Source organism: Parageobacillus toebii NBRC 107807 (genome assembly GCF_003688615.2).
GTDB lineage: Bacteria > Bacillota > Bacilli > Bacillales > Anoxybacillaceae > Parageobacillus_B > Parageobacillus_B toebii.
In genome coordinates, this window is record NZ_CP049703.1 from 332,492 (window position 1) to 359,026 (window position 26,535).

30 protein-coding genes and 1 riboswitch are annotated in these 26,535 nt (G+C 42.2%); of the genes, 12 read left to right on the forward strand and 18 right to left on the reverse strand.

All coding sequences use genetic code 11. The features are described from left to right. Positions 1-5 precede the first annotated feature (5 nt). Entirely contained in the window at positions 6-1,106 is a 1,101-nt protein-coding gene (locus DER53_RS01665; RefSeq protein ID WP_062755048.1) for a tetraprenyl-beta-curcumene synthase family protein, read from the reverse strand. A gap of 29 nt (positions 1,107-1,135) precedes the next feature. Next, positions 1,136-1,927 (reverse strand): alpha/beta hydrolase, encoded by a 792-nt coding sequence (locus DER53_RS01670; protein ID WP_062755050.1) that lies wholly within the window; start codon positions 1,925-1,927, stop codon positions 1,136-1,138. 90 nt (positions 1,928-2,017) lie between these two features. Here DER53_RS01670 and DER53_RS01675 point away from each other — a divergent pair, with 90 nt between their 5' ends. Next, entirely contained in the window at positions 2,018-2,536 is a 519-nt protein-coding gene (locus DER53_RS01675) for a gamma carbonic anhydrase (RefSeq protein WP_062755052.1), read from the forward strand. Between the two features lie 175 nt (positions 2,537-2,711). On the opposite strand, the gene asnB is transcribed toward DER53_RS01675, so the two are convergent. Both asnB and metK read right to left on the reverse strand, forming a co-directional pair. Continuing rightward, a complete protein-coding gene (gene asnB / locus DER53_RS01680) occupies positions 2,712-4,610 on the reverse strand; it encodes an asparagine synthase (glutamine-hydrolyzing) (RefSeq protein WP_062755054.1) in 1,899 nt (632 codons plus the stop codon). Between the two features lie 201 nt (positions 4,611-4,811). After that, complete coding sequence (metK, locus tag DER53_RS01685) at positions 4,812-6,023, reverse strand: methionine adenosyltransferase (protein WP_015864870.1); 1,212 nt, start codon at positions 6,021-6,023, stop codon at positions 4,812-4,814. A 180-nt stretch (positions 6,024-6,203) separates the two neighbouring features. Continuing rightward, a riboswitch (SAM riboswitch) is annotated at positions 6,204-6,318 on the reverse strand. Between the two features lie 185 nt (positions 6,319-6,503). Here metK and pckA point away from each other — a divergent pair. Continuing rightward, positions 6,504-8,090 (forward strand): phosphoenolpyruvate carboxykinase (ATP), encoded by a 1,587-nt coding sequence (gene pckA / locus DER53_RS01690; RefSeq protein ID WP_062755056.1) that lies wholly within the window; start codon positions 6,504-6,506, stop codon positions 8,088-8,090. Between the two features lie 29 nt (positions 8,091-8,119). Here pckA and DER53_RS01695 read toward each other — a convergent pair whose 3' ends face one another. Further along, the gene (locus tag DER53_RS01695) at positions 8,120-8,362 is read right to left on the reverse strand and encodes a DUF2584 domain-containing protein (protein ID WP_062755058.1); all 243 of its coding nucleotides are present in this window, start codon (positions 8,360-8,362) and stop codon (positions 8,120-8,122) included. Positions 8,363-8,391: 29 nt separating this feature from the next. Beyond that, the gene (locus DER53_RS01700; RefSeq protein ID WP_062755103.1) at positions 8,392-9,180 is read right to left on the reverse strand and encodes an alpha/beta hydrolase family protein; all 789 of its coding nucleotides are present in this window, start codon (positions 9,178-9,180) and stop codon (positions 8,392-8,394) included. 104 nt (positions 9,181-9,284) lie between these two features. On the opposite strand from DER53_RS01700, the gene DER53_RS01705 reads away from it, so the two are divergent. The 3 genes from DER53_RS01705 to DER53_RS01715 are packed head-to-tail and all read left to right on the forward strand — an operon-like array spanning position 9,285 to position 11,867. After that, the gene (locus DER53_RS01705) at positions 9,285-10,283 is read left to right on the forward strand and encodes an ABC transporter substrate-binding protein (protein WP_015864874.1); all 999 of its coding nucleotides are present in this window, start codon (positions 9,285-9,287) and stop codon (positions 10,281-10,283) included. Positions 10,284-10,300: 17 nt separating this feature from the next. Next, positions 10,301-11,074 (forward strand): ABC transporter ATP-binding protein, encoded by a 774-nt coding sequence (locus tag DER53_RS01710; RefSeq protein ID WP_015864875.1) that lies wholly within the window; start codon positions 10,301-10,303, stop codon positions 11,072-11,074. Next, positions 11,058-11,867 carry an ABC transporter permease gene (locus tag DER53_RS01715; protein ID WP_062755060.1) on the forward strand — a complete coding sequence of 270 codons (810 nt, stop codon included), beginning with the start codon at positions 11,058-11,060 and terminating at the stop codon, positions 11,865-11,867. Before DER53_RS01710 ends, DER53_RS01715 begins: the two co-directional genes overlap by 17 nt. Positions 11,868-11,881: 14 nt before the next feature. Here DER53_RS01715 and ytkD read toward each other — a convergent pair whose 3' ends face one another. The 4 genes from ytkD to DER53_RS01735 form a co-directional block, all read right to left on the reverse strand. Next, positions 11,882-12,343, reverse strand: coding sequence for an RNA deprotection pyrophosphohydrolase (gene ytkD / locus DER53_RS01720; protein WP_015864877.1), 462 nt, complete (start codon positions 12,341-12,343; stop codon positions 11,882-11,884). A gap of 86 nt (positions 12,344-12,429) precedes the next feature. Continuing rightward, a complete protein-coding gene (locus DER53_RS01725; RefSeq protein ID WP_062755062.1) occupies positions 12,430-12,765 on the reverse strand; it encodes a hypothetical protein in 336 nt (111 codons plus the stop codon). Positions 12,766-12,835: 70 nt separating this feature from the next. Next, positions 12,836-13,231 carry a phage holin family protein gene (locus tag DER53_RS01730; protein WP_062755064.1) on the reverse strand — a complete coding sequence of 132 codons (396 nt, stop codon included), beginning with the start codon at positions 13,229-13,231 and terminating at the stop codon, positions 12,836-12,838. A gap of 111 nt (positions 13,232-13,342) precedes the next feature. Then, a complete protein-coding gene (locus DER53_RS01735; RefSeq protein ID WP_062755066.1) occupies positions 13,343-13,783 on the reverse strand; it encodes a Dps family protein in 441 nt (146 codons plus the stop codon). Positions 13,784-13,992: 209 nt separating this feature from the next. On the opposite strand from DER53_RS01735, the gene ytzI reads away from it, so the two are divergent. Further along, positions 13,993-14,130 carry a YtzI protein gene (ytzI, locus tag DER53_RS01740; RefSeq protein WP_073967992.1) on the forward strand — a complete coding sequence of 46 codons (138 nt, stop codon included), beginning with the start codon at positions 13,993-13,995 and terminating at the stop codon, positions 14,128-14,130. Between the two features lie 33 nt (positions 14,131-14,163). Here the strand turns inward: ytzI and DER53_RS01745 are convergent, their stop codons facing one another. Continuing rightward, on the reverse strand, positions 14,164-14,637 hold the full coding sequence (locus DER53_RS01745; protein WP_062755068.1) for an S-ribosylhomocysteine lyase: 474 nt from the start codon (positions 14,635-14,637) through the stop codon (positions 14,164-14,166). A 158-nt stretch (positions 14,638-14,795) separates the two neighbouring features. Here DER53_RS01745 and yidD point away from each other — a divergent pair, with 158 nt between their 5' ends. After that, positions 14,796-15,032 carry a membrane protein insertion efficiency factor YidD gene (gene yidD, locus DER53_RS01750; RefSeq protein ID WP_041269731.1) on the forward strand — a complete coding sequence of 79 codons (237 nt, stop codon included), beginning with the start codon at positions 14,796-14,798 and terminating at the stop codon, positions 15,030-15,032. Positions 15,033-15,346: 314 nt separating this feature from the next. After that, positions 15,347-16,291, forward strand: coding sequence for a metal ABC transporter substrate-binding protein (locus DER53_RS01755; RefSeq protein ID WP_062755069.1), 945 nt, complete (start codon positions 15,347-15,349; stop codon positions 16,289-16,291). A 130-nt stretch (positions 16,292-16,421) separates the two neighbouring features. On the opposite strand, the gene DER53_RS01760 is transcribed toward DER53_RS01755, so the two are convergent. Continuing rightward, positions 16,422-16,970: a hypothetical protein gene (locus DER53_RS01760; RefSeq protein ID WP_015864884.1), complete on the reverse strand. Its 549-nt coding sequence runs from the start codon at positions 16,968-16,970 to the stop codon at positions 16,422-16,424. 15 nt (positions 16,971-16,985) lie between these two features. Further along, positions 16,986-17,276: a DUF2325 domain-containing protein gene (locus tag DER53_RS01765; protein ID WP_062755071.1), complete on the reverse strand. Its 291-nt coding sequence runs from the start codon at positions 17,274-17,276 to the stop codon at positions 16,986-16,988. A gap of 170 nt (positions 17,277-17,446) precedes the next feature. On the opposite strand from DER53_RS01765, the gene DER53_RS01770 reads away from it, so the two are divergent. Next, entirely contained in the window at positions 17,447-17,608 is a 162-nt protein-coding gene (locus DER53_RS01770; protein ID WP_073967995.1) for a DUF1540 domain-containing protein, read from the forward strand. A gap of 86 nt (positions 17,609-17,694) precedes the next feature. After that, positions 17,695-17,895 (forward strand): hypothetical protein, encoded by a 201-nt coding sequence (locus DER53_RS01775; protein ID WP_062755073.1) that lies wholly within the window; start codon positions 17,695-17,697, stop codon positions 17,893-17,895. Between the two features lie 14 nt (positions 17,896-17,909). On the opposite strand, the gene DER53_RS01780 is transcribed toward DER53_RS01775, so the two are convergent. The 5 genes from DER53_RS01780 to DER53_RS01800 form a co-directional block, all read right to left on the reverse strand. Beyond that, a complete protein-coding gene (locus DER53_RS01780; protein WP_062755075.1) occupies positions 17,910-19,388 on the reverse strand; it encodes an o-succinylbenzoate--CoA ligase in 1,479 nt (492 codons plus the stop codon). A 391-nt stretch (positions 19,389-19,779) separates the two neighbouring features. Beyond that, positions 19,780-20,598 carry a 1,4-dihydroxy-2-naphthoyl-CoA synthase gene (menB, locus tag DER53_RS01785; protein ID WP_015864889.1) on the reverse strand — a complete coding sequence of 273 codons (819 nt, stop codon included), beginning with the start codon at positions 20,596-20,598 and terminating at the stop codon, positions 19,780-19,782. Beyond that, positions 20,598-21,410, reverse strand: coding sequence for a 2-succinyl-6-hydroxy-2,4-cyclohexadiene-1-carboxylate synthase (gene menH, locus DER53_RS01790; protein WP_015864890.1), 813 nt, complete (start codon positions 21,408-21,410; stop codon positions 20,598-20,600). Before menH ends, menB begins: the two co-directional genes overlap by 1 nt. Further along, entirely contained in the window at positions 21,407-23,161 is a 1,755-nt protein-coding gene (gene menD, locus DER53_RS01795) for a 2-succinyl-5-enolpyruvyl-6-hydroxy-3-cyclohexene-1-carboxylic-acid synthase (protein WP_062755079.1), read from the reverse strand. The genes menH and menD overlap by 4 nt, the downstream gene beginning before the upstream one ends. Beyond that, a complete protein-coding gene (locus DER53_RS01800; protein WP_062755081.1) occupies positions 23,154-24,536 on the reverse strand; it encodes an isochorismate synthase in 1,383 nt (460 codons plus the stop codon). Before DER53_RS01800 ends, menD begins: the two co-directional genes overlap by 8 nt. Positions 24,537-24,707: 171 nt before the next feature. Between DER53_RS01800 and DER53_RS01805 the strand changes: the two genes are divergently transcribed. Both DER53_RS01805 and DER53_RS01810 read left to right on the forward strand, forming a co-directional pair. After that, positions 24,708-25,646, forward strand: coding sequence for a 1,4-dihydroxy-2-naphthoate polyprenyltransferase (locus DER53_RS01805; RefSeq protein WP_062755083.1), 939 nt, complete (start codon positions 24,708-24,710; stop codon positions 25,644-25,646). An 85-nt stretch (positions 25,647-25,731) separates the two neighbouring features. Continuing rightward, positions 25,732-26,496, forward strand: a complete 765-nt coding sequence (locus DER53_RS01810; RefSeq protein WP_062755085.1) for a yteA family sporulation protein — start codon at positions 25,732-25,734, stop codon at positions 26,494-26,496. Positions 26,497-26,535 lie beyond the last annotated feature (39 nt).

Below are 26,535 nucleotides of genomic sequence, written 5' to 3' on the forward strand. Positions count from 1 at the left end.
TCCCTTTAGGAAAGAGACAGCCTCTTTTGTTTGGAAGATGATAAAAGCTTGTTTTGCCACAGACGATACGCTCTCCCGTTCCAGTAGAAAAACCAAGAATTGATTCCGCCTAAACGAATAAGCTTTTTCGCAAGGCGGCGGAGTTCTTTTTGTTTCTTTACTTTTTCATCCGATAAATATAAACCAAGAAGTCCTCGATGAATGAGACGATGAAACTCCCCATGCGGCAATTGATTCACATGGCGGTCCGCCTCTTCGATAAAATGGCAAAGCCGCTCTAACAAAACGGACTGATCGGGATAATAAAAACAAAAATTTAAATCTCCTCCTAAACGATCTTCTTCTTGATCAATAAAATAATCAAGCAAAATATGCAGCCCTTGAATATAAGGAAAATAACCGTCGCGTATTTGTTTTGCCATTTCCTCATGAAATGTTTCTGTAAACGCATAGGCAACTAAGCAAAAAATGCCCAGCGTAGAACCGGAACAAGCAGAAAACTCATACCATTCCATTGGTGGAAGCTGATCTTTATATTGTTTAAACCATTTCTCAAGACGCGGTACTCGCTCGTCTACATGCACATGTTTATGTACTTGTAAATCACAATAATATCCAGCTAATTCATGCAAAAACGGAACAATTTTATCGTAATGTGTCACTTTCTTTAAAACACTTTGACATGTTCGTACAAGGTCATGCAAATAGCCACCGTCATCTTGTTCTTGACGATGGCGGTAATAATTCGAAACTTCAGCATCAATCGATAACGCGTCAGGCATCGATTCATGAAGGGCTCGAAAATCAAGCGGATCTAATGAAGTGCTTCGATCACATAAATTATCAAGATAATCGCTGATCGTTTGATAAGCGACAATAAAACGAATACACTCTTCCATTTCCTTCCCTGCTAATAACGATAAAATGGAGCCTCCTTCACAGTGAAACGTTTTTGTTTCAATACTTGCCAACGCTTGTTTTCGAAGTTCCGGGTCTGGAATATTTTGTGCTCTTTGTTTCCAATAGGCTAATTCGCGATGCACTACCGGAAAGACGTCGCGATAGACTTTTTTCATAAGAGTGATCGGATGTGTCGGGATTTTCAACAGGCTCACCTCAGATATGTTTACATTGTCTAGCGATATAGTCGGCATTGTGTATCTAAAAACGATTTTGCATATAAGAAAACATCTTCCCGCTCCGGTTCATTAAAAATTTCATGATATAATTTGTTCCATTCTTTATACATTTTTTCCGATATCGGCAAACGGTCAAACCATTCTTTTACAGCTGTTTTATCGACAATTTTATCGTCCCCGCCTTGCATGAGCAGCAATGGGATATCAGGGAATTTCTGAATACGGCGAGAAGCCAATTCCATCGCCTTTACTAATTCACGATACCAGCGGACAGATACTTTCGTCACATAAAGCTCATCATGTTTATCCGTCTCATGTACTTCTTTATTTCTTGTTGCCAGTTCGACAGACAATCCTGAATCGATCAAAAGGGATGGCGCGATATAATTTAATACTCTTGATAACATATCAAGCCCTTTCGATGGGTACGATACAAGTCCTAAACATGGCGAAGATAAAATAACCCCTTGTACAGAAGGGCGTTTTTCTTGCAATGTACGGATAACAACAAGCCCTCCCATGCTATGTCCAAGAAGGAATACCGGTACATGAAATTGTTTGGCTTCCGTGATCCAATCGGCCACCTCATTAATATATTCATCAAACGATTGGATATGTCCACGTTTTCTTCTCGTTGTCCGCCCTTGTCCAGGCAAATCTCCTGCTACAACATGATAACCGCTTTTCACCCACTGCTCGATCAACCATTGATAGCGCCCGTGGTGCTCCGCGGCTCCGTGGACAATCACAACCGTTCCTTTTCCTTCATTTGCCTCCCATTTCCACATCGTCAATCTCCTCCGTTTACGAATCGTGCCACTATCTGTACAATAATAAATAATACTGAACCATTTTATAAAATGAAAGGAAAGAAGCGTATGATTTATCCGTACAAAGGAAAGTCTCCAAAGATCGCTGAATCTGCCTTCATTGCCGATTATGTCACCATTACCGGTGATGTGGTTATCGGGGAAGAAACAAGCATTTGGTTTAATACTGTTATTCGCGGAGATGTCGCTCCAACGATCATCGGCAATCGCGTCAATATCCAAGATAACTCAATTTTACATCAAAGTCCAAACAATCCGCTTATCATTGAAGATGGTGTAACCGTCGGCCATCAAGTCATTTTACATAGCGCCATCATCCGAAAAAACGCTTTAATCGGCATGGGCTCGATTATTCTCGATGGTGCGGAAATTGGCGAAGGAGCGTTTATCGGTGCCGGAAGCCTTGTCCCACAAGGAAAAAAAATTCCGCCGCACACGCTCGCATTTGGCCGTCCCGCTAAAGTCATTCGTGAATTAACTGACGAAGATGTCCGCGAGATGGAGCGAATTCGCCGCGAGTATGTGGAGAAAGGGCAATATTATAAATCGCTGCAGCAAGATAAATGATAATAGGAAACGCCGAGCAGACCGGTTAACATTACGTCGTTGTTATTATGGGATATGACCAAGATGATATTTATTTCACCGGTCCGCTGACTGATGAAATAAAAAAGCATCCAAAGTCGATTTTTTAAGATGTTGGGAGGCAAATAGGAAGACAGGCATCACCCTATCAGCTTGATTAGATAAGCTGGGAATGCCTGTCTTTTTTATATAGGTGAAAAAAATCATACTTTTTTTCAATATAGACTTGATGCCAAATCATAAATACTAGCACCGTCCAAATTTTGCGGCTATGATCCGCTTTATTGGCACAATGCTCTTCTAACAAGCGATATAACACATCTTTATGGAATAAATGATCGGTTTCACTTTCCTTGATGATTGTTTTTGCCCAATCATGCATTTCATTTTTAAGCCAATGGCGAATCGGCACTGGGAAGCCAAGCTTTTTGCGGTGAAGAACATGATCGGGAACAATGCCTTCTGCCGCTTTGCGCAAAATGTATTTCGTCGTATTATTAGCCGTTTTCATTTCCGGCGGAATTTTTGCCGCCACTTCAAAGACGGCCTTGTCTAAAAATGGGACGCGCAATTCCAACGAATGGGCCATCGTCATTTTGTCGGCCTTTAACAAAATATCTCCGCGCAACCATGTGTGAATATCAATATATTGCATCCGATTCATCGGTGGATAATGGGTTGTCTCTTCATAAAACGGACGAGTAATCTTCGTATATTCCAACCCATGTTTGTAAGATTTCAACAAACCTTGCTTTTCTTCTTCACTATACATTTTCGCATTTCCAATGTAACGTTCTTCCATCGGAGTTAATCCGCGTTCGATAAAGCTTTTTCCTTTGACACCTTCTGGAAGCATATGGGCAATGACGCGCAATGCGGATTTTACCGGGTTAGGGATCCGTTCAAACACTTTTAATGACTGTGGTTCGCAATAAATATTGTACCCTCCAAATAACTCATCTGCTCCCTCTCCAGAAAGAACAACCGTTACATGCTTTCTCGCTTCACGGGCGACGAAATAAAGCGGAACAGCTGCTGGATCGGCAAGCGGATCATCCATATGCCACATAATTTTCGGCAATTCTTCCATGTACTCTTCTGGTGAAATGACGTAGCTAATGTTTTCGACACCTAATTTTTCCGCTGTTTCTTCCGCAACAGTAATTTCGTTAAACCCTTCCCATTCAAAACCAACCGAAAAAGTTTTGATGTTCGGATGAAACTGCTTCGCAATCGAAGCAATCAGCGAAGAATCGATTCCGCCCGATAAAAATGAACCAACCGGCACATCACTGCGCATATGTACGCGTACAGAATCGAATAAAACATCGCGAATTTCTTTCACAAATTCGTCTTCCGATTTCCATACAGGCTGGAACCGCGCTTTCCAATAGCGGTGTACCGTTAATTTTTCACCGACTTTCTTTTTGATATAGTGGCCCGGCTCCAATTTTTTAATCCCAGCGGACATGGTCATTGGCTCAGGCACATATTGGAATGTTAAATAGTGCTGCAGTGCATTATAATCAAGAACGTCGTTTTCCATCGCATGCAAAATGCTTTTCTTTTCCGATGCAAAAAACGTACGACCCGCTTCTTCTAAGTAGAAAAACGGCTTAATGCCGAATGGGTCGCGCGCGGCAAAAATCGTTTTTTCTTCTTTATCCCAAATGACAAACGCAAACATGCCGCGAAGCTTTTCTACCGCTTTTTCTTTTTCAGCGCTGTAAAGAGCGATAATGACTTCCGTATCCGAGTTAGTTGCAAATTCATATCCTTTTTCCACTAATTCATCCCGCAGCTCAAGGTAATTGTAAATTTCGCCATTAAAAATAATCCAATACCGCTCATTTTCGTAAGAAAGCGGCTGATGACCTGCTTCTAAATCAATGATGCTTAAGCGGCGGAACCCGAAATGGACATATTCATCAAAATAGTATCCATGATCGTCCGGACCACGATGTGTAATCATATCATTCATCTCTTCGAACGTTTTCTGCCATTGTTCGTCTGGCATTTTCGGCTCATCATGAACGCATCCGATAAACCCACACATGTTTTGTTTCACCTGTCCTCTTATATTTACCCTATTGGTTATACCATACATAATAGGAATATAGCATTTCGTTTACTCTTTTGAAACAAATTGTTGCCAACCTTTTCTGCAGAGCAGTCAAAGCAGATGCTTTTTCGTTGCGTTTGCCCTTGATTTTGCCAAAAAAAGAGAGCTACATAACGTAACTCCCTTTTCTGTTTGTTATTGCTTTGCTAACGCAAGAGCTTGCTCTTTCAATGTTTCCGCTTTATCAGTGCGCTCCCATGGAAGATCGATGTCCGTGCGTCCGAAATGGCCATAAGCCGCTGTTTGTTTATAAATTGGGCGGCGCAAATCTAACATTTTAATAATGCCAGCAGGACGAAGATCAAAATTGTTGCGCACCACTTCAATTAAAATATCTTCGGATACTTTTCCGGTCCCGAATGTATCAATGGAAATGGAAACTGGTCTTGCAACACCGATCGCATATGCCAACTGCACTTCACATTTATCCGCAAGTCCTGAAGCAACAATGTTTTTCGCTACATAACGCGCTGCATAGGCTGCGGAGCGGTCTACTTTTGTCGGATCTTTACCAGAAAACGCACCGCCGCCATGGCGAGCATAACCGCCATATGTGTCAACGATAATTTTCCGTCCTGTTAAGCCAGCGTCGCCTTGAGGTCCGCCGATGACGAAACGGCCTGTCGGGTTAATAAAATATTTTGTGTTTTCATCGATCAATTCTGCTGGTACAATCGGCTTAATGACATGTTCTTTAATATCGCGCTCAATTTGTTCTTGTGTAATTTCCGGATGATGTTGCGCTGATACAACGATCGTATCAATACGCACTGGTTTTCCATTTTCATCGTATTCTACTGTTACTTGTGTTTTACCATCTGGACGCAAATATGGCAAAATGGCTTCTTTCCGCACTTCTGACAAACGGCGTGCCAAACGATGCGCTAACGAAATCGGAAGCGGCATTAATTCTTTCGTTTCATTGCAAGCAAATCCAAACATTAACCCTTGGTCTCCAGCACCGATCGCTTCAATTTCCTCGTCAGTCATCTGACCTTCGCGGGCTTCTAACGCCTTATCGACTCCCATTGCGATATCTGGAGACTGTTCGTCAATCGATGTCAATACAGCACAAGTATCGGCATCAAAACCATATTTCGCACGAGTATAGCCAATTTCGCGAACCGTATCGCGGACGATTTTCGGGATATCTACATATGTTGATGTCGTAATTTCTCCACTTACGAGCACAAGCCCTGTTGTAACGCTCGTTTCGCATGCGACGCGAGCATTCGGATCCTTCTCTAAAATGGCATCTAAAATGGCATCGGAAATTTGGTCACAAATTTTGTCAGGATGACCTTCCGTTACAGATTCCGAAGTAAATAAACGTCTTTTTTTTGACATTCGTCAGTTTCCTCCTCTTTTCATAATCGAACGTCTAAATATTGTATTCTTGCAAACTGCAGATGAGACGGTACTCATTCCCTTTTATTATAGCTTTTATATATCTTGACACATAGACATATAAAAAAACCTTTCCTGTAATTTTGAGGAAAGGTCATTGCAATCATATTGCTCCTTTCACTCTTATCGCTCAAGGACGTTGCCTTGCCACAGGTTAGCACCATTTCACACATTTCCAGTTGTGACGGTTGCTGGGTTTCATCGGGCCTGTCCCTCCACCGGCTCGGGATAAGAGTATCCGTTCAATGAGTTATCATATCGTAATTAAATAAAGAAAGTCAACAAAATTAGACAATTTTTTTATGAACAAAAATGAGAAAAATAAAAGAAAAGAAATTGTCACAAATAGTATGGACTAATAATAAAAATGTGTTATACTATTTAAAGGAGACCATTTCAATAAAAAGGAAGGTTTTGTACATGGGAGTCGCTAATATGACAAGTAAACTTACCACATTATTACAACAGCCAAATGTGTTTCATAATTTATCGGTAGCACAGCTTGTAGAAAAAGTGTTGCAACGAAATGAAGGTCGGTTGACAGCTACCGGAGCAGTTGCGGTAACGACAGGAAAATATACAGGTCGCTCTCCAAAAGATAAATACATTGTAGAAGAAGCTTCGACGAAATCAAAAATCGATTGGGGGACGACGAACCAGCCGATTTCTGAAGAAGTTTTCGAAAACTTATACAATAAGGTAATTGACTATTTAATGAAAAAAGATGAAATATTTGTTTTTAAAGGATTTGCCGGCGCTGATCCCAAATACCGCTTACCTATTCAAGTCATTAATGAATTTGCGTGGCAAAATTTATTTGCACATCAACTATTTATTCGCCCAACAGCGGAAGAACTGCAAACACACAAAGCGGAATTCACCGTTATTTGCGCACCAAACTTTAAAGCAGATCCTGCTGTTGATGGAACAAGATCGGAAACATTTATCATTATTTCTTTTGAACGGCGGATCGTGCTAATCGGTGGCACAGAATATGCTGGCGAAATGAAAAAATCGATTTTCACTGTGATGAATTATCTGCTCCCAGAACAAGGAATTTTATCGATGCATTGTTCGGCAAACGTCGGTAAAGAAGGGGATGTCGCATTATTCTTTGGTCTATCCGGCACGGGAAAAACGACGCTTTCCGCCGATCCAAACCGCCGTCTTATTGGTGATGACGAACACGGCTGGTCCAACCGCGGCATCTTTAATATCGAAGGCGGTTGCTATGCAAAATGCATCAATTTATCACGGGAAAAAGAACCGCAAATTTTTGATGCGATCGGATTCGGTGCGGTGCTCGAAAACGTTATTATCGATGAGCATACAAGACTGCCTAATTATGATGACGCTACGTTAACGGAAAATACCCGCGCTGCTTACCCTATTCAAGCGATTAGCAATATCGTTGATCCGAGCATCGCTGGTCATCCGTCGACGATTATTTTCTTAACGGCAGACGCATTCGGAGTATTGCCGCCGATTAGCAAGCTAACGCGCGAACAAGCGATGTATCATTTCTTAAGCGGCTATACGAGCAAGCTGGCGGGTACAGAACGCGGCATCACTTCTCCGCAAGCGACATTCTCTACTTGCTTTGGAGCTCCGTTTTTACCGCTTCCAGCTGTGCAATATGCGGAAATGCTCGGTAAAAAAATCGTTGAACATAACGTGCGAGTGTTCCTCGTTAACACAGGATGGACAGGTGGAGAATACGGAGTCGGCAGCCGCATAAAGCTTGCCTATACCCGTGCAATGGTGCAAGCAGCTGTCGAAGGAGAACTCGACAATGTCGAAACAGTGAAGGACCCTATTTTCGGTTTAGAAATTCCGATTCATATTCCTGGTGTACCAGATGAAGTGCTGCAGCCAAAAAATACATGGGCCGATAAGCAAGCATATGAACAAAAAGCAAAAGAACTTGCCGCAAAATTCCGGGAAAACTTTCAAAAGTTTAAACATATCGCTCCGGAAATCGAAGCGCTGGGCGGTCCAATCGTATAACTTCCAAGGAGGGAATCATTCCCTCCTTTTTAGTTTATCGAATGCAACGAAATCAGCTCATACGTTACAATCGTCCGATTGTTGGCAAGTTCCAGCTTTTTTACCACTGCTTGGCCGCTCGCTTCGCTTTGCAACGTTCTTCTCACTTCAAGCGGAATATCGATCGGATAAATACGATACCCTTCCTTTTCTAGAATAAATAGATTGTCTTTCACTCGCTTTTCCTTGCCTTTTGTCACAATGAGTGTTTGAAATTCCAGCGGCATGCCCATTGAAACACACCCCTTTTCTTTTTATCGTATCATACATTTGGTTGTCGTTTCATCCATTCCGTTAACCGACGAACTGTTTCGCGGTTATCTTTCGGTGGAAAGTAATGAGTAAAGTTTGGAAAATACCATGCCGTCACTTGTTTATTTGCCTCTTTTAGTCTTTTTTCAAGGCGATACGCGTGTTCAATCGAAACGTTTCGATCTTTCTCCCCATGAATGATTAACACAGGGGCTTGAATCTTTTCGATCTCATACAATGGGGTTCGCCACCGGTAGCGCTCTGGATATTTCGTTGGCGTTCCGCCTATTACCCGTTTCATCATTCTCCGCAAATCTTCTCGCTCCCAATATGTCAATGCAATATCAGATACTCCGCCCCAGACAACGACAGAACAAACCGCAGGCTCCAAAATCGCTGTATGAAGCGCCATCGCTCCGCCGCGAGAAAAGCCAAATACGTGAATGCGTTTTGTATTCACCCAGGGATGCTGCTGCAAAAGGCGGAAACTTGCGAGGGCGTCATACCGATCTTCCCCCACAAAATCTTCATTTCCTTCTCCCCCTTGATTTCCTCGATAAAATGGCGCCATGACAACAAATCCGTACGAAGCAAACTGTGTAATGCGAGATAGGCGCACTTGCCCGACGTTTTTAATTCCGCCGCGCAAGTATAAAAAACCATCGTATATTCCAGGTGTTTTCGGCTGGGCCAAAAAACCTTTAATTTTCAGCCCTTGACATAAATACGTGACGAGAAATACATCCACATGCGGGTTGGGGGAAGGAAATCTATATTGATCCACGATATATCCGTCCATCTCCATATATTTCTTCCTTTCCATTAGGCATTCACACATTTTTGTCTTGCGCATACGATAAGGTGAAGTAAGTTTCATTTCACCTTTCCAAGGAGGTTCCCTGCATGAAAAAGATCGCTATGATATCGCTTTTTCTCTTCCTTCTTATTATTCCGCTAGCTGCTTGCAACAAGCAAACGAAGGAAGAAATAAAGACAGTACGTGTTGCGGAAGTAACTCGTTCGATTTTCTATGCCCCGCAATATGTTGCCCTATCGAAAGGATTTTTTAAAAACGAAGGATTAAAGGTCGAACTCACCACAACATGGGGCGGCGATAAAACGATGACAACTCTTCTTTCGGGAGGAGCCGATATCGCCCTCGTCGGTTCAGAAACATCCATTTATGTCTACAGCCAAGGAACAAATGATCCAGTCATTAACTTCGCGCAGTTGACGCAAACGGATGGAACTTTTCTTGTCTCCCGCAATAAAATTGAAAACTTTACTTGGGACCAACTTAAAGGTAGCACATTTCTTGGCCAGCGCAAAGGCGGTATGCCGCAAATGGTCGGAGAGTTTGTCTTGAAAAAGCATGGCATCGATCCACATAAAGATTTAAAACTAATTCAAAACGTCGATTTTGCTAATATCGCGAACGCATTTGCCAGCGGTACAGGTGATTTCGTCCAACTATTTGAACCAACAGCAAGCATTTTCGAACAGGAAGGCAAAGGGTATATTGTCGCATCATTTGGCACGGAATCCGGCCACGTCCCGTATACGACTTTTATGGCAAAACAAAGCTTTATTAAAAACAACAAAGATACGATCGAAAAATTCACACGCGCACTTTATAAAGCCGAGCAATGGGTGGAAACACATAGCGCAGCAGAAGTGGCAAAAGCAATTCAGCCTTACTTTAAAGATACGGATATTCAAATTATCGAAAAAGTCGTCGATCGTTATAAAAGCCAAGGGACATATGCGACAAATCCGGTTCTTGACAAAGAAGAATGGAATAATTTGCAAAACATTATGGACGAAGCGGGTGAATTGCCAAAACGCATCGATCATGAAACACTTGTCGACAATTCATTCGCGGAAAAAGTGATGTCCAAATAACGAAAGCGGGTGAAAATATGAGTTTTTTAGCCGTTGACCGCGTTTCCCACACATATTTTACGGAAAAAACAGCCGTTATCGCCCTTGAAAATATATCGTTTACAGTAGAGAAAGGGGAATTTGTCTCCTTTCTCGGCCCTAGCGGCTGTGGCAAAACAACGTTGCTTTCGATTATCGCCGCATTAATCCAGCCGACAGAAGGAGCGGTTTTCGTCGAAGGAAAAGAATTGGACCGCGCTCATCCAACAGCTGGATACATGTTGCAGCAAGACTATTTATTTCCTTGGAAAACGATTGAGGAAAACATTTTGCTTGGCTTAAAAATCATGGGAACATTGACGGAAGAAACAAAAAAACGGGCGCTGGATTTGCTTGCCTACATCGGTTTAAAAGGGGTCGAAACACATTATCCAAATCAGCTCTCAGGCGGTATGCGTCAGCGCGTCGCACTCGTAAGAACTCTTGCGACAGACCCAAAAATGTTACTTTTGGATGAACCGTTTTCCGCTCTCGATCACCAAACGAAATTAAAACTGGAAGAGTTAGTGTGGCAAACACTAAAGGATTACGGAAAAACTGCGCTTCTTGTTACACATGATATCAGTGAAGCGATTGCGATGAGCGACCGTATTTTTCTGTTTTCCGCAAAACCAGGGCGAATCGCGCGCATCTTTATTGTTCCCGATGAATTGCGCCGTTTATCTCCATTTGCGGCACGTCAGCACCCGCAATTTTCCTCGCTATTCCAATCCATTTGGAAGGAGCTTGATCAACTTGAAACAAACAAATGAACACGTTCGTTCTCTTCATCAGCAGTACATCGCCACATTGAAAAAAGAAAAGCGGTTCATCCGCTTTTTTCAGTTCATTATCTTTGTCTCCTTTTTCCTGCTATGGGAGGCGGCAAGCAGATATAACTGGGTCGACCCGCTTTTGTTCAGCTCTCCGTCAGCGATTTGGAACTTATTTGCTCAAAAGATTGCGGATCACTCTCTTATTACCCATACGCTCGTCACGTTGTTTGAAACCGTATTAGGATTTATTATCGGCACGTTGGCAGGCGCATGCTTGGGCGCTCTCCTATGGTGGTTTCCGCGCCTATCGAAAACGCTCGATCCATATTTAGTCGTATTTAATGCCATGCCAAAAGTAGCGCTCGCTCCCATTCTCATCGTCGCGCTCGGTCCGGGATTTACTTCGATTATCGCAATGGGAGTCATTATCTCTGTCATCATCACGACGATCGTCGTTTATTCTGCCTTTCAAGAAGTGGATGCCAACTATCTCAAAGTGCTAAAAACATTCGGCGCTACCCGCTACCAATGCTTCAAAGAAGCGGTATTGCCGTCATCGTTTCCTACCATTATTTCTACGTTAAAAGTCAATGTCGGTTTATCGTGGGTCGGAGTCATTACCGGCGAATTTCTTGTCTCGAAACAAGGGCTTGGCTATATGATTATTTACGGGTTCCAAGTTTTTAACTTTACGCTTGTCTTAATGAGCCTGCTTGTCATTGCGCTTTTATCGACCATTATGTATCAAGCTGTCAGCATCATTGAAAAAAAATTAATGAAACATCGCTAGAGACGTTCACCGCGTTATAAAGAACGTCTCTTTATTTCTTCTAACACTAAGCGCAGCACATCATCTTTCATAATAAAGCTGAACCGATCGTCCGACCGAATATGTTCCGGCAACTCCGGAAACAACACCGGACCGTTTGTTTCTAAATAAGAAGGCTGCTTAACCATCGCTGCAATTTCCGCAAAGTATATATTTTTTATGATGGACGGTTCTACTTTATATTGGCCAATATACGTTAACGAACCGACAATTCCCCCCGTTTCTTCTTTCACTTCACGAACCGCAGCTTGTTCCGGCGTTTCTCCCTTTTCCACTTTCCCGCCTGGGAACTCTAATCCTCGCTGTGAATGATTCGTCAACAACCATTGCCCTTGATAGCGGCAGACCATCCACACATGGCCGGGGGATGGGGAAAATGGATGATCAGCAAACGATAACCAAACACGATTCCCGTAGTAATCCAAAAACGTATACATGATTCCATACCCTCATTCCATTTTTCTCTCTATTTATTATACTGACAAATGACATAACAAAAAAAGCCGCCAACATGGTTGGCAGCTCATTTATCTTTTGTCTCCTCCGAGAGAATGCCAAGCGAACGAATATGTTCCTTTGCTTCTTCGTTGCCAAGCTTATAAATGAGTTGATAAATTTTCGTTAGCGTTTCATCATAAGCATCGTTTTGACGATCATAATGATATTGAACATATGGAACGTGAGCGCGCCAAAACGCTTGCCAATCTGTAGAATAGTTTTGATCAAAGTACTCACGCAATTGAATAATTTCGTCATCTGTAGCTTCAATTTGAAAATCCCAAGGGGAAGCGGTTTTTACTTGCGAAATTTCTCCCGTCGCGATCGACACATAATAGGTTTTTTTTTGCTGTTCCGCCACACTTGTCATCTCCTTATGATCACTTTCTTTATGTTTAGTGTGGATGAATGGAAAAAAATTATGCTAAAAATTAGTTTATCTCGTCTTTAAAAAGTTCGATCGCTTTCCTTAAAAAGGATGGAATCGGAACACCTGCTCTTCCTGCATTTTCAACAATGGAGATGAATTCATTTGTGATATAAAAAAAGATAATCGCATCACGAATAAAATGATTGTTCCAGCCAATCGCGATCTCTAATAAATGGGAAACAGCCACTAAAACAAAAATAAGCAGCTTACGGACAATGCCGCGAAATCCGACTTGACTTGACAATCTTCCTTCAATAGCGCTAGCGATCAGTCCTGTTACATAGTCTGCTATCACAAAACAAAGTAAAATCATTACCAATGAGTCCATGCTTCCAATTAGAAATGAAACGAACGACCCAACTAACGAAATGCCAAACATCGACGCATACTTTTGCATCCTCTCTCCTCCTGTGAATAAGCATTATTATGATATGCGCAAAGGAGGAAAGAGGCATAGACAACCTCCTACAAAAAAATCACTCCTTCGTCATCGAAGGAGTGATTCATTTTATCGGTCAAGAAACGATTTTAACATCCATACATGTTTTTCTAAGCTTTGATGAATCCCAAGCAACATATCGCCTGTTGTTTCATCTCCGACTTCCTCGGCAACTTGCATTCCTTCTTTTAATTCTCCGATCATTGTTTCAAAATCGCTCACAATGGTTGCGACCATTTGTTCCGCTGTTTCTTGCCCAGTCGCTTCTTTTACGGATGATTGTTCAAGACATTCTTTCATCGTAGCGACCGGCGCTCCGCCAAGCGCGAGAAGACGTTCCGCCAACTCGTCAATATGTAACGCTGCCTCATTGTACAATTGTTCAAATTTCTCATGAAGCGTAAAAAATTGCGGACCTTTGACATACCAATGATAATTATGGAGCTTAATGTAAAGGACACTCCAGTTGGCAATTTGCTTGTTTACAATGTCTGTTAATTGTTTGGACATATCCTCATTCCTCCTCTAATATGAATGTGTACAATTGGATAACCTTGAGATATATTCATAATCAAACTATATTATTTGCTATTACCTAACACATATTCATTACCAATAATCACCAAAATTGTGCCTGTTATTTATCCATTCGTGCAAAGTGTCATCTCACCAATACGATGATAATGTGTTACAATGGAAAGAAAAAAGGTGAATTAGCGATGTATTTGACTTTAGTGGCATCACTGATCATTGCTGCGCTCATTCTTGCTTTAACCTTGATTGCTACATCAAAAGCATATAAGTACAAACACACAATCGACCCGCCTTCTGAAAAGGATCATTCGCAAAATGAATAAGGTTATCATCAATATAATGATAGCCTTTCCACTTTATCCAAATACTTTCTTTAACTCCTCTTTATCATGCTCTAGCCAGAAACGCATGAGCCGCTTTGCCCCTTCGAGGTCGTGCAGCTTCGCTTGCCCGCATTGCCGCTCTGTCGCTGCTGGGACTTCAGTCGCGTTTAGCGCATCTTTCATCGTTTCCTCAAGCAAATCAATGATTTCATCCACTGTCGGCGATCCGCTCACAACAAGATAAAATCCTGTTTGGCAGCCCATCGGCGAAATATCAATAATATCAAAGTGATCATACTTTTCCGCATGTTTACGAATGGTGTAAGCTAATAAATGTTCCAGCGTATGAATCGCATCTGGCTTCATCGCCTGTTTGTTCGGCTGGCAAAAACGAATATCGAATTTATTCACAACTCCATCGCTTCCGACTTTATGAACACCACAATGTCTCACATACGGCGCTTTCACAGCGCAGTGGTCCAATTCAAAGCTTTCTACTGAAGGCATACAAATCACTCCTACTTCATTTTCTCTTTTCATCATACACTGAAATCCGATTTTTTTCATCTTTTTTACATCATTAGTTGCGAGACACAATATACGTATTTGTTTCACATTTATGATACATTATTAACGAAATCATTTATTGATTGGGTGTATGGGAAGTGGTGAAAAAATTATTGATTTCCTTCATCCGTTTTTACCAAATTTTCATTTCTCCGTTAAAGCCGCCGACATGCCGGTTTTATCCAACCTGCTCGCACTATGGTCTAGAAGCGGTGAAACGGTTTGGCGCCATTAAAGGCGGATGGCTGACAATAAAGCGAATTTTAAAGTGCCACCCGTTTCATCCCGGTGGATTCGACCCCGTTCCCGAGAAGCAGGAAAACGGCAAATCGTAAGCAGCGATTTTTTGTCAGCAATATACTCGAACGAGAAAGCTATCGGGCAGCATTAGTATGCCTGAACCTTTCTCGTTCGGTTCTAATGAAAACTATTTTAACCACTTATCATCGATGTTAGTGATATCTCCTGTCTGCTTCCTCCTCGTTTCATCGCAAGACTTTCGGCCTCTAAAAAATTTTTAATGACGCCAAAATAACCGTTGCCGTTTTGGATATTTTTTTGTATGATTAGCTTTGTTAAATCGTAATTATTACGATGTAATAACAAAGAAGTTTGCTTGTTAAACACATTTACTAGGAAGGGGCTTAACATGAAAACAAAATCATTGATTTTATCCCTTTTACTTGTCGTCTCTGCTTTTTTGTACGGTTGCAATGCTGAAAAAAATCACGAACAGACTGAAAAAGCAAAAGACGTTTTAACGATTTATACGACCGTTTATCCACTTGAAGATTTTACGAAAAAAATCGGGGGCGACTATGTTAACGTGAAAAGCATTTATCCTCCGGGCGTCGAGGCACATACCTTTGAGCCAACGACAAAAACGATGAAACAGTTGGCGGATGCGGATGCGTTTATTTATATTGGACAAGGGATGGAAAGCTTTGCTGATAAAATAAAAGAAACATTAGAGAATGAACAGGTTCATTTTCTCGCTGCTGCTGAAGGGATCAAACTGTTAGACTCCGCACATGAAGAGCATGCGCACGAGCATGAACACGAGCATCACGGCGATAAAGACCCGCACGTATGGCTTGATCCAGTACGCTCTATTACAATGGCTGAACATATTCGCGATTTGCTCATCGAACTAAAGCCAGAGAAGAAAGAAATATTTACAAAAAACTTTGAATCATTGAAAGCAAAATTAGAACATCTTGACCAACAATTTCAAACAGTCGTAAAGAAAGCTCCGAAAAAAGAAATTCTCGTTGCACATGCTGCATACGGATACTGGGAAGAACGCTATGGCATTAAACAGCTGAGCGTTTCCGGGCTTTCGCCAACGAATGAGCCTTCTCAGAAAGAATTAGCTAAAATCGTTAAAACAGCCAAACAACATCACATTAAATATGTCATTTTTGAGCAAAATACAACGTCCAAAATTACTGAAATTGTAAAAAACGAGATTGGAGCTGACTCACTCCGGCTGCACAACTTAGAATCACTAACTTCCGAAGATATAAAAGCAAATAAAGATTATTTTTCCATTATGGAAGAAAATATTCGAGTGCTTCAAAAAGCGCTTCAATGAAAGTTACCGTCTGTCCCATTCTCTGAGACAGACGGTTTTTTTGGGGCGTTTTTTGATGGATGATTTATCCATTCATTGTGTGTTAGGGCTTCTCATTTTATTTCCAGGCTTCGTGTGCTTTAAACGTAAACTATTTTTTGTAACCAATATAAGGTGGTTGAATATCGATCATTTCAACCGTCCGTTTCCCCGTAAGAACAGACCAAAACTCGATCCTTTTTGGGAAAAAACCAAACGTTTGTCGACAAGCAACCGGAGCCATTTGTGTATAATGCTGAACAAGACGTTGATTGTCTTCCAACAACAGCTTTCGGACCGTGTACGTTCCGGCATCTTTATAAGCAAAATCAATATCCACATGCGTTTTTTGATATCTTTTCCAATGCCGATAGACTGCTTGTTCAAACAAAAGAAATGGAGACCGTTGCACTTCTTCGGAAGAGGTAAAAAATTGAAGTAAATGATCGGTGATTTTTGCTAAAACGGTGTAATAATGAATTGGTGACTCAAATAAATGGGGATGAAGCAGCTGTCGATATGTTTCCATAAGTTTTAACATGTAAAAGGGAGATCGTAATGATGGAGCGGCATGATAATATTCAATCATCACGCTGCGTATCACATTTTTCACGTCTTGCTGCCATGTTCGGTCTCCTTCATGGCGAATGATCGCTTTCATCGCTATGTACCTCCGTTATTTCGTTTTTTCTATTTTTTGAATAACAGAATGAATCGAGCTCCAGGAACGCTTAACAAAATAAATTGGCTTTTCTTTACTTTTCGCTTTTTGCTTAATTGTTTTTGCTAAATTATGATTAACGTAATCGGTCATGACGAAAACAATATCCACATGTTCCGGAATGTCGCGTTTCACCATATTCACTTTTCGACCATCAAGATGGATAATTTCTCGAAATCCTGAATCGATTAGTTTATCTGTAATATTTCCTAAATGATCTGCACCTACCACTAATAAAGATGTCATCGCCATTCCCCCTGCATTTGTCTCTTCTTATTTTTATTCTAATTGAGAATGATTTTCTATGTCAATGATAAATATTTTCAATAAAAATCACTTATTGTTTCCTTCATAACTTTTTTTCAAAAAGCCAAACTAAACGTGTAACTCATTTTTTACAATGGGGGGAGTTTATTATGGCAAAAGATGTACTTTGTGAAGTGAAAAACTGCTATTATTGGGCAGAAGGAAACCGCTGCAGAGCGGAATCGATTTACGTTGTAAGCCATACGGGGAAAATGGCGTCTGATTCCACTGAAACCGATTGCAAAACATTCGTCCCTTCAAGTGAAATGTAAAGAAGAAAAACCCGAAGCCTTTGGCGCGTTTTAGCGCCAGAGGCGCAGCGCCTACATAGTTTAGCAAAGAGAGGCGACGTGCTGAGATGAAAAAGGACAGTTTAATTAAAGCATTGAAAGAAGAAGTAAAACGATCAAATCCAATAACATTTCCGATCTACGTCGACTCATTTACAAATTTATGGCAATATGAATTTGGATCATTGGATGACCTGCCGCCAGAAGTGGAGAGACTAATTTCCTATCGCATTATGGAATTAGGTTTAATGGATGACGATGAGATTTAAAAAACGGGGCTTAATTATAAAGCCCCGTTTTCATTGTTTGGAATGAGCTGCTTTAACTGATGGCGCAATAATTTCTGTGAAGCGTTGCGCGGCAGTTCATCGACAAAATAGATTTGTTTTGGAATTTTATATTTCGCTAAATGGGCTTGGCAAAACTGTTTTAACTGTTCGACGGTGACAGAATAACCGCGTTTTCGTTTCACAAACGCACACGGCACCTGTCCCCATGTTTCATCATCGATTCCTATTACCCCTGCTTCCTCTACCGATTCATGTGAAAGAAGCACCGCTTCAATTTCAGCCGGATAAACGTTTTCTCCACCGGAAATGATAAGGTCAGAACGACGGTCTAATACATAAAGAAATCCATCTTCATCTATATATCCGATATCTCCCGTATAAAACCAGCCGCCGCGAATCGCTTTCGCCGTTGCATCCGGACGATGCAAATATCCCTTCGTGACATTTGGCCCTTTTACAACAATTTCTCCTGGTTCATACGGACGAGCAACTTGACCGTCCTTTTCAATGCGAAGCTGTGATGGAAACAATGGTTTTCCTGCAGAACCGAGTTTGGTTAAACTATATTCCGGCGCAAGGGTGGCAATTTGCGATGCGGTTTCCGTCATGCCATACGTTTGATAGACAGGAATTCCTTTTGCTTTACACACTTCTAACAGCGGTTTCGGAGCAGGCCCGCCGCCAAGCAGCATGCAGCGAAATGTCTCAGGATATCGTCTTTCGCCAAGGTCAGCGATCATTTTTTGCAACATTGCACTGACAACAGACATAATCGTAACTTTTCCGCCGATAATGAGCTCATTTGCTTTTTTCGCATCGAAAGCGCGCATCACATACATGCTCATGCCATATATAACGCTTCTCATCATAATCGACAAACCGCTGATGTGAAAAAACGGCACAGCCGCAAGCCAGCAGTCATTTTCATTCAATCCTAAATTTAACACCGAACCAATAGCGCTCCACCAATGATTTTCGTATGTTTGCAGCACTCCTTTTGGCTTTCCTGTTGTCCCTGATGTATACATAATCGTAGCGATGTCATCGAAATGATAATATTGCTGAAACTCAACATTTTCCTCAGGCAATGCGGACAATTCACTCATGGTAATAACACGAATGTTTCCTTCTATACGGTCCGCCAACTCATCATCGGCAATTACGTATACCGCTCCGCTGTCTTTTAATTGCCATGCAAGCTCATGCGAAGTTAAACGTGTATTTTGCAGCAAAACAATCGCGCCAATATAATGAAGGGCATGAATGCATTCGATCATCGCCACACTGTTTTTCATGAAAACAGCGACAATATCTCCTTTACGCACCCCGGTGTTTGCAAGTTGACGTGCCCGCTTCATCACAGACTCATGGAGCTCCATAAACGTTTTTTTTCCTTGCCCGTCGTAAACCGCAATACGTTCAGGAGTTAAAAACGCCCGCTGCATAAGCCAATTTGGAATCGATGTTTGCATGATGACACTCTCCTTTTCCCAATAAAAGAAACAGCTTGATGGAACTCACCAAGCTGCTTTGGAAAAACCCGCCTTCCGCTTTTCTTATTGCTGCGGCGGCAACACATTGAGTTAACTTCTCTGAGCAACCCACGCAAGACCAAACTTTGTTTGGTCTGAGCCTCCTCGCGAGTCCTCCAGCGCGTATCGCGGAGCCAGGGATGGCGACATTTCGCCGTTGCCCACAGGATGTGGGCAGCCTTTAGGCGAAATAGAGGCGCCTTCCGCTTTTCTTATTTGTCTAGCTCCAGGCGCCATCGGCTCGCGACGCTTCGGCCCCGCTGTGGCGGCAACAGCCTCCTCGCGGGTCCTCCAGCGCGTATCGCCGATAAGCAGGCGCCTTCCGCTTTTCTTATGGAAAACGTGGGAATTGTTTAAAGTTTGGTTTGCGTTTTTCTTTAAATGCATCTCGTCCTTCTTTTGCCTCATCGGTTGTATAGAATAGCAACGTTGCATCACCGGCAAGCTGTTGAATACCAGCTAAACCGTCAGAATCAGCGTTAAATGCCGCTTTTAAGAAGCGAATCGCCGTTGGGCTTTTCTCTAAAATTTCCTGCGCCCATTTTACTGTTTCTTCTTCCAATTGCTCTAATGGCACCACTTTATTGACAAGTCCCATTTCTAATGCTTCTTGCGCGGTATATTGACGGCATAAATACCAAATTTCACGCGCTTTTTTGTGACCAACAATACGCGCTAAATAGCCTGCACCATATCCACCATCGAAACTTCCTACTTTTGGACCAGTTTGTCCAAAAATCGCGTTATCTGCGGCAATCGTTAAATCACAAACAACATGCAATACATGACCGCCGCCAATGGCATAACCGGCCACCATGGCAATAACAGGTTTTGGAATGATACGAATTAATCGTTGCAAATCTAACACATTTAGCCGCGGGATTTGATCTTCACCGACGTATCCTCCGTGGCCGCGCACTTTTTGGTCCCCACCGGAACAAAACGCTTTTCCGCCTGCACCTGTTAAAATAATAACACCGATATTTGCGTCATCGCGCGCATAAGAAAATGCATCGATTAATTCCTCGACAGTTTTTGGACGGAACGCGTTATGTACTTCTGGACGGTTAATCGTAATTTTCGCAATCCCATTGTACGTTTCGTATATAATATCCTCATACTCGCGTTCCTTTACCCATTCGATAGCCATTATACTCTCCTCCTTGTTATAAACCTACTTACTATTTTAGCAAAAATTTCTCGTTGTTCCACATGAATTGCATGACCTGCTTCGGGAACTTTTATCATTTCACAATTAGGAAGATATTCTTTCATCTCTTCAGCGATACGGCAAAATTTTTGATCCCATTCTCCACACAAAAGCAAAGTCGGTACGTTTACTTTGGATAAACGATTCCAAAAGGAAGGCTGTCTTCCAGTCCCCATCCCGCGCAAACTATTTGCTAATCCAAGCGCATTATTGTTTAGCCGTTCATTACGGATTTGCTGCTGCACGCTAAGAGGCAAGCGCTTTTGGGATGCGAAAAGCGGCATGTTTTCCCACTTTTCGACAAATGCTGTAACGCCATATTGCTCTATTTCTTCCGCTAACGCTTCATCTCTTTTCATTCGTTCCCGTCTTTCCTGCATCGTTTTTAATCCCGGAGAACTGCTTTCTAATATCAATGTCCGAACACGATGAGGATAAAGAATTGCAAACGTCAGCGCAAGACGCCCGCCCATGGAATATCCTAACACATGTGCATCTTGCAAATGAAAATACCGCAATATTTCGTCCAGATCAGCAGCTGCTTTTTCCATCTCATATCGAGCTGGATCATTTGGCGAATCGGTAAGGCCGTGCCCGATAATATCAACAAGAACGAGCTGATAATCACGCCAATATGGGAGAAAAGGTTTCCACGTTTCAACGCTGCCAGTAAATCCGTGCAACAGTAAAAGCGGTTCTCCATCTCCGTATCGTTCAACATGATAGGAAACCCCGTTGACGAAAATATTCATACCATTCTCCCTTTTTCGAGAAATTCCGCTATTTCCTGGGAAACCTTTTCCCACAAAAGACGATGTTTTCTTACATTATTTTCTCTTGACGTGCATACTTCCATCACGTGAAGGCCATCTGTTGTCAATGATTGTGTAACATAATGGCGAAATTCATCCCATGTCTTGATTTTCTGGTAATTTCCTTCATACATGCGGACAGCATGCTCAAATTGCAAATCTGTTGGCGTGCCAAACAACATTTCAAAATGTTTTTTGTGTTTCGCTTGCGGCAAAAACGAGAAAATTCCGCCGCCGTTATTATTAAGAACGATGATCGTCGCGTGTAGTCCATGCATTTTTGCGGCTAATAGCCCATTCAAATCATGATAAAAGGAAAGATCGCCAATGACAAGCACAAGCGGTTCGGTAACAGCACTGGCTCCTAGCGCGCTTGACACAACGCCGTCAATCCCATTTGCGCCACGGTTCGCCAAAATGCGTATTTGCTTGTCGTTTGTAAAGAAAAATGTATCCGTATCGCGAATCGGCATACTATTGCCAACAAATAAGGTAGCACCGTCCGGAAGCAATTGCGAAAGTTCCGTAAACACTTTTCCTTCGAATAATTCCTCTTCCATCGTTGCTTCAAGAAGTACAGATTTTGCGATATCGTTGATCATTTTCCACGTCGTTGACCATTGACTTTTGCTCTGCTTCGACGCCCCAATATCGATAAGTCGGCGGCAAAATTCAACCTCATCGCAATACACCATGTACGATGCCATTAATGTCGGTTCCCGCCATCCGCCTTCTCCATCCACAACGATTTGTTTAATGGATGGATATCGTTTCAGCAAAAGAAATAGCGGCTTAGAAACCGGCATGGCGCCGAAACGAATAACGACATCCGGAACTAATGAAGCTGCAATCGTTTCATCTTTTAATATCGCGTCATAACTGTCAATAATATACTCTTTTGCATGTGTTCCGCTGCGCAGTTGAGAAAGCGGATCCGCTAAAATAGGATAATCGAGCATTTCCGCTAGCTTCGTGACCGCCTCAGCAAACGCTGGCTGATCGATTTGTCCGCAAACGATCAGCCCTTTTTCAGCCGAAGAAAGTTCATTGTATAACTCCTGAATTTGTTCCATGCCGATCGTCATTTTCCCCGGAATGACCGTCGTATAAGACGGCTCTTTCGCTTCGATTTGTTCCCACGTTTCTTCATGAACGATCGGCACAAGCGGCTCACGCAACGGAAAATTTAGATGAACAGGGCCTGCCGGAGCGCTGATTGCTACCCCTGCCGCTCTTGCTGCCATCGTCCGCGCATAGCGGAGCATGTCTGTCGACTTTTCTGGCAGCGCCATTTCTACAAACCATTTGGCATATCTTCCATATATGTTCAGCTGGTCAATTGCTTGCGGCGCCCCGACATCCCGTAATTCATGCGGGCGATCTGCCGTAATGACGATAAGAGGCACACGCGAATAATAAGCTTCCACCACCGCTGGAAAATAGTTCGCAACCGCCGTTCCTGACGTACAAAGAAGAGCGATAGGATGCCGTTTTGCTTTCGCCATGCCGAGAGCAAAAAATGCGGCGGAGCGCTCATCAATGTTTATATGTACGCGCATCGCCGGATGTTCTGCCATCATAATGGCAAGCGGTGTCGAACGCGATCCTGGGCTAACCACCACATCTTGCACGCCGATTTTCGCTAACTCATCCACAAAAGCTGCTATATATAATGTTAGTGCTTCATTCATCTCGCTCCACTCCCAGCGCCGATAACATCGGGGTAAATTTCACTTTCGTTTCTTCATATTCACTCATCGGGTCAGAATCGCCGACTACACCGCAACCTGCAAAAATGGACGCTTCTTTTCCCTGTAAAAGCCCCGAACGAATGGCTACGGCAAATTCTCCGTTTCCTTCTGCATCCATCCATCCGATTGGTGCCGCATACCATCCCCTGTCTAATGGTTCGGCTTCCCGAATTTCTTTGATCGCCTTTTCTCGCGGTGTTCCGCCAAGCGCCGGCGTCGGATGCATTTGTTCTACGATCGATAAAACAGAAGCGGCGCGGCACTTTTCCCCGATCACAGGCGTATATAAATGTTGAATATGCTGTAATTTTAACAGTTGCGGTGAAGATGGGATTTGTACACGCTTGCAAACCGCTTCTATCGCTTCTTTAATCATCTGAACAACAAATTGATGTTCACGAAGGTTTTTCTCATCATTCATTAGCCATTTCCCGAGCTGTTCATCTTCTTGAAGTGTTTTTCCGCGGCGTATTGACCCAGCTAAACAAATAGAATAACATGTATCTTTTTCCTTCTTCACAAGCTGTTCCGGAGAAGCGCCAATAAAACATTGCCCTTCTTGTTCAAATGCAAAAATATAGCTAAATGGCTGTTGTTCACGCAATTGCTGCAAAACGACGCTTGGATCGATCGCATCAGCAAACGATAAACGCGCTTCTCTCGCCAGCACTACTTTATCGAATTTTCCTTTGCGAATATTCTCGATTGTTTTTTTGACCGCATCAATCCACTCTTCTTTTTGCACTTCCTTATATGTTATTAATGGCGGCAATGAAGATGTTTGCTGTTTTTGTTCCTGATATAATAACCGAATCAACATTCCTATTTTTTTTATTATTTCTTCATTCTGTCCGGAACACATCGTCACCGTTAATGTTGCTTTTCCATTTTTGAGCGATAAAAGAACCGTCGGCACTATCATTTTTGCATGAGGAAAAGCGCGCCATTTCTCTGTCCTAGGCTTGAATGGATCAAATGAAAAACCCCCAAATATAATAGGAACTGCATCTGTTCCGTTCGAATAAGAAGCTGTTTGTTCCATCCATCGCTTCCACTCTGTCTCTACTGTGCGAAACCGTTGTTCTTTTTCTTCGGTTTCAATGATATATGTGCAGCCCAGTCCTACATAGACAGTTTCGTTCGTGCGATCAGACCAATAAAACCGCTGACGAAAGGAACAGGCTTGTCCTAATGAAAAAAAATAAACCGGATCTACATGATCAATTTCCTCGCTCCAGCTAATAAACGGACGATTCGCTTTTTTTCCGATGAAATGCAATTGTTCTTGAATTTTATGCTGGTATAAAATCGCCACTGTAATCCCGCTTTCTTGTTTTATTACTTATTTTCTATTTTCCATTATATATAATAGGAAATAATTTATCTATTCTAAAGGGGTTGACACCTTATAACCGTTTTCCTACACTTATTGTGAACGTTTGTAAAGCATTACTTTATATTTTATCCGAATATGAGGGGTATGATTATGCAATCTTCATTGCAAACAGATCGTCGTTTTCCGCCGGTCAATCGCCGCCGCGATTGGCGTGTTTGGTGGAGGTTAACGCGTCCGCATACATTGACTGCCGCATTTGTTCCTGTTTCTATTGGCACAGCACTAGCATTTCACGAAACAAATATTCGCATTTCGCTATTTATCGCAATGCTTGTAGCTTCTTTGTTCATTCAAGCAGCAACAAATATGTTTAACGAATATTATGACTTTAAACGCGGGCTTGACTCACCGGAATCCGTAGGGATTGGCGGGGCAATTGTCCGCGAAGGAATCCATCCAAAAGCAGTTTTATATTTAGCTATTTTCCTTTTCGCCATCGCAATGCTAATCGGTGTCTATATTTGCGTGAATAGCAGCTGGTGGCTTGCACTGATTGGTTCCATTTGTATGGCGGCTGGATATTTCTATACAGGCGGTCCTGTACCAATTGCGTATACCCCGTTTGGGGAGCTTGCTGCCGGATTTTTTATGGGACTAGTTATCATTTTAATTTCCTTTTTCATTCAAACTGGAGAAGTGACAAAGACAGCGATTTTGATTTCTGTTCCGATTGCCATTTTAGTCGGAGCGATTTTGCTGGCAAACAACATTCGCGATCTCGATGGAGACAAAGAGAACGGGCGAAAAACATTAGCAATTTTAGTCGGACGAAACAATGCGATTCGCATTCTTGCCGGCATGTTTGCCATATCGTTTATTTGGATGATTGGCTTAGTCCTTTTCCACCTTGTTTCCGTCTGGACGTTGCTCGTCTTTTTCAGCGTGCCAAAAGCGATTACAGCGACGAAAGGATTTATCGGCAAAACAAAGCCGATTGAAATGATGCCGGCAATGAAAGCAACAGCACAAACGAATACACAGTTTGGCTTTCTATTGGCAATTGGTTTGCTTATTAGCTATTGGTTGTAACACGGTCTGAATGAACCGTGTTTTTTTTTATTTTTCGTTCATACTACAAGATAAACGGTTTATTTTTAGGAAGGAGTTATGAAATATGTTAACACACAAACAGTTATCTGCCTTCCAGATGCAGCTTCTTAAGGCAAAACAAGATATTGAAGAACGTTTACGTCATAATGACCATTTTGGCAAAGAACGAAGCCATGCCCATGACTCGGTCGGCGAGCTCTCTAGCTTTGACAACCATCCGGCGGATGAAGCAACGGAGCTATACGAACGCGAAAAAGATTTGGCGCTAAACGAACATACAGAACGAGAATTAAAGGAAATTGAACATGCACTGGAGGCCATTCGAAACGGCACGTACGGCACATGCGAAGTTTGCGGAAAGCCAATTCCGTACGAACGGCTCGAAGCATTGCCGACAACAACGTTTTGTAAGGAACATAGTTCCGATCAAACGGTTTCTCAAAAGCGGCCGCTCGAAGAAGGAGTGTTGATTCCTCCATTTGGAAAATTTGATTTCGATGACCGCAACGAATCAGTAGCATATGACGCGGAAGATGCGTGGCAAGAAGTAGCCCGTTATGGCACATCCGATACTCCTTCCGATTTAGGGAAAAATGTCGACTATTATGGGGAAGTATATGCGGAATCAGAAGAAAATGTCGGTTATGTTGAGGATTTAGAAAATTTTGCAGCGGTAGATTTATACGGAAAAAATGTGAAAGTATATCCAACAAGAGAACACGAACAGTTGGAAAATATTTTGGATGATGAAGGAATTATGTCCAATATTGGCGATTTGCCAGCATATGAAAAAGACCCTTATACAGAAAAAGAAGACCATCGACAATGATGGTCTTTTTTTGAAACAAAAAGGGATCTAAACTCGTAT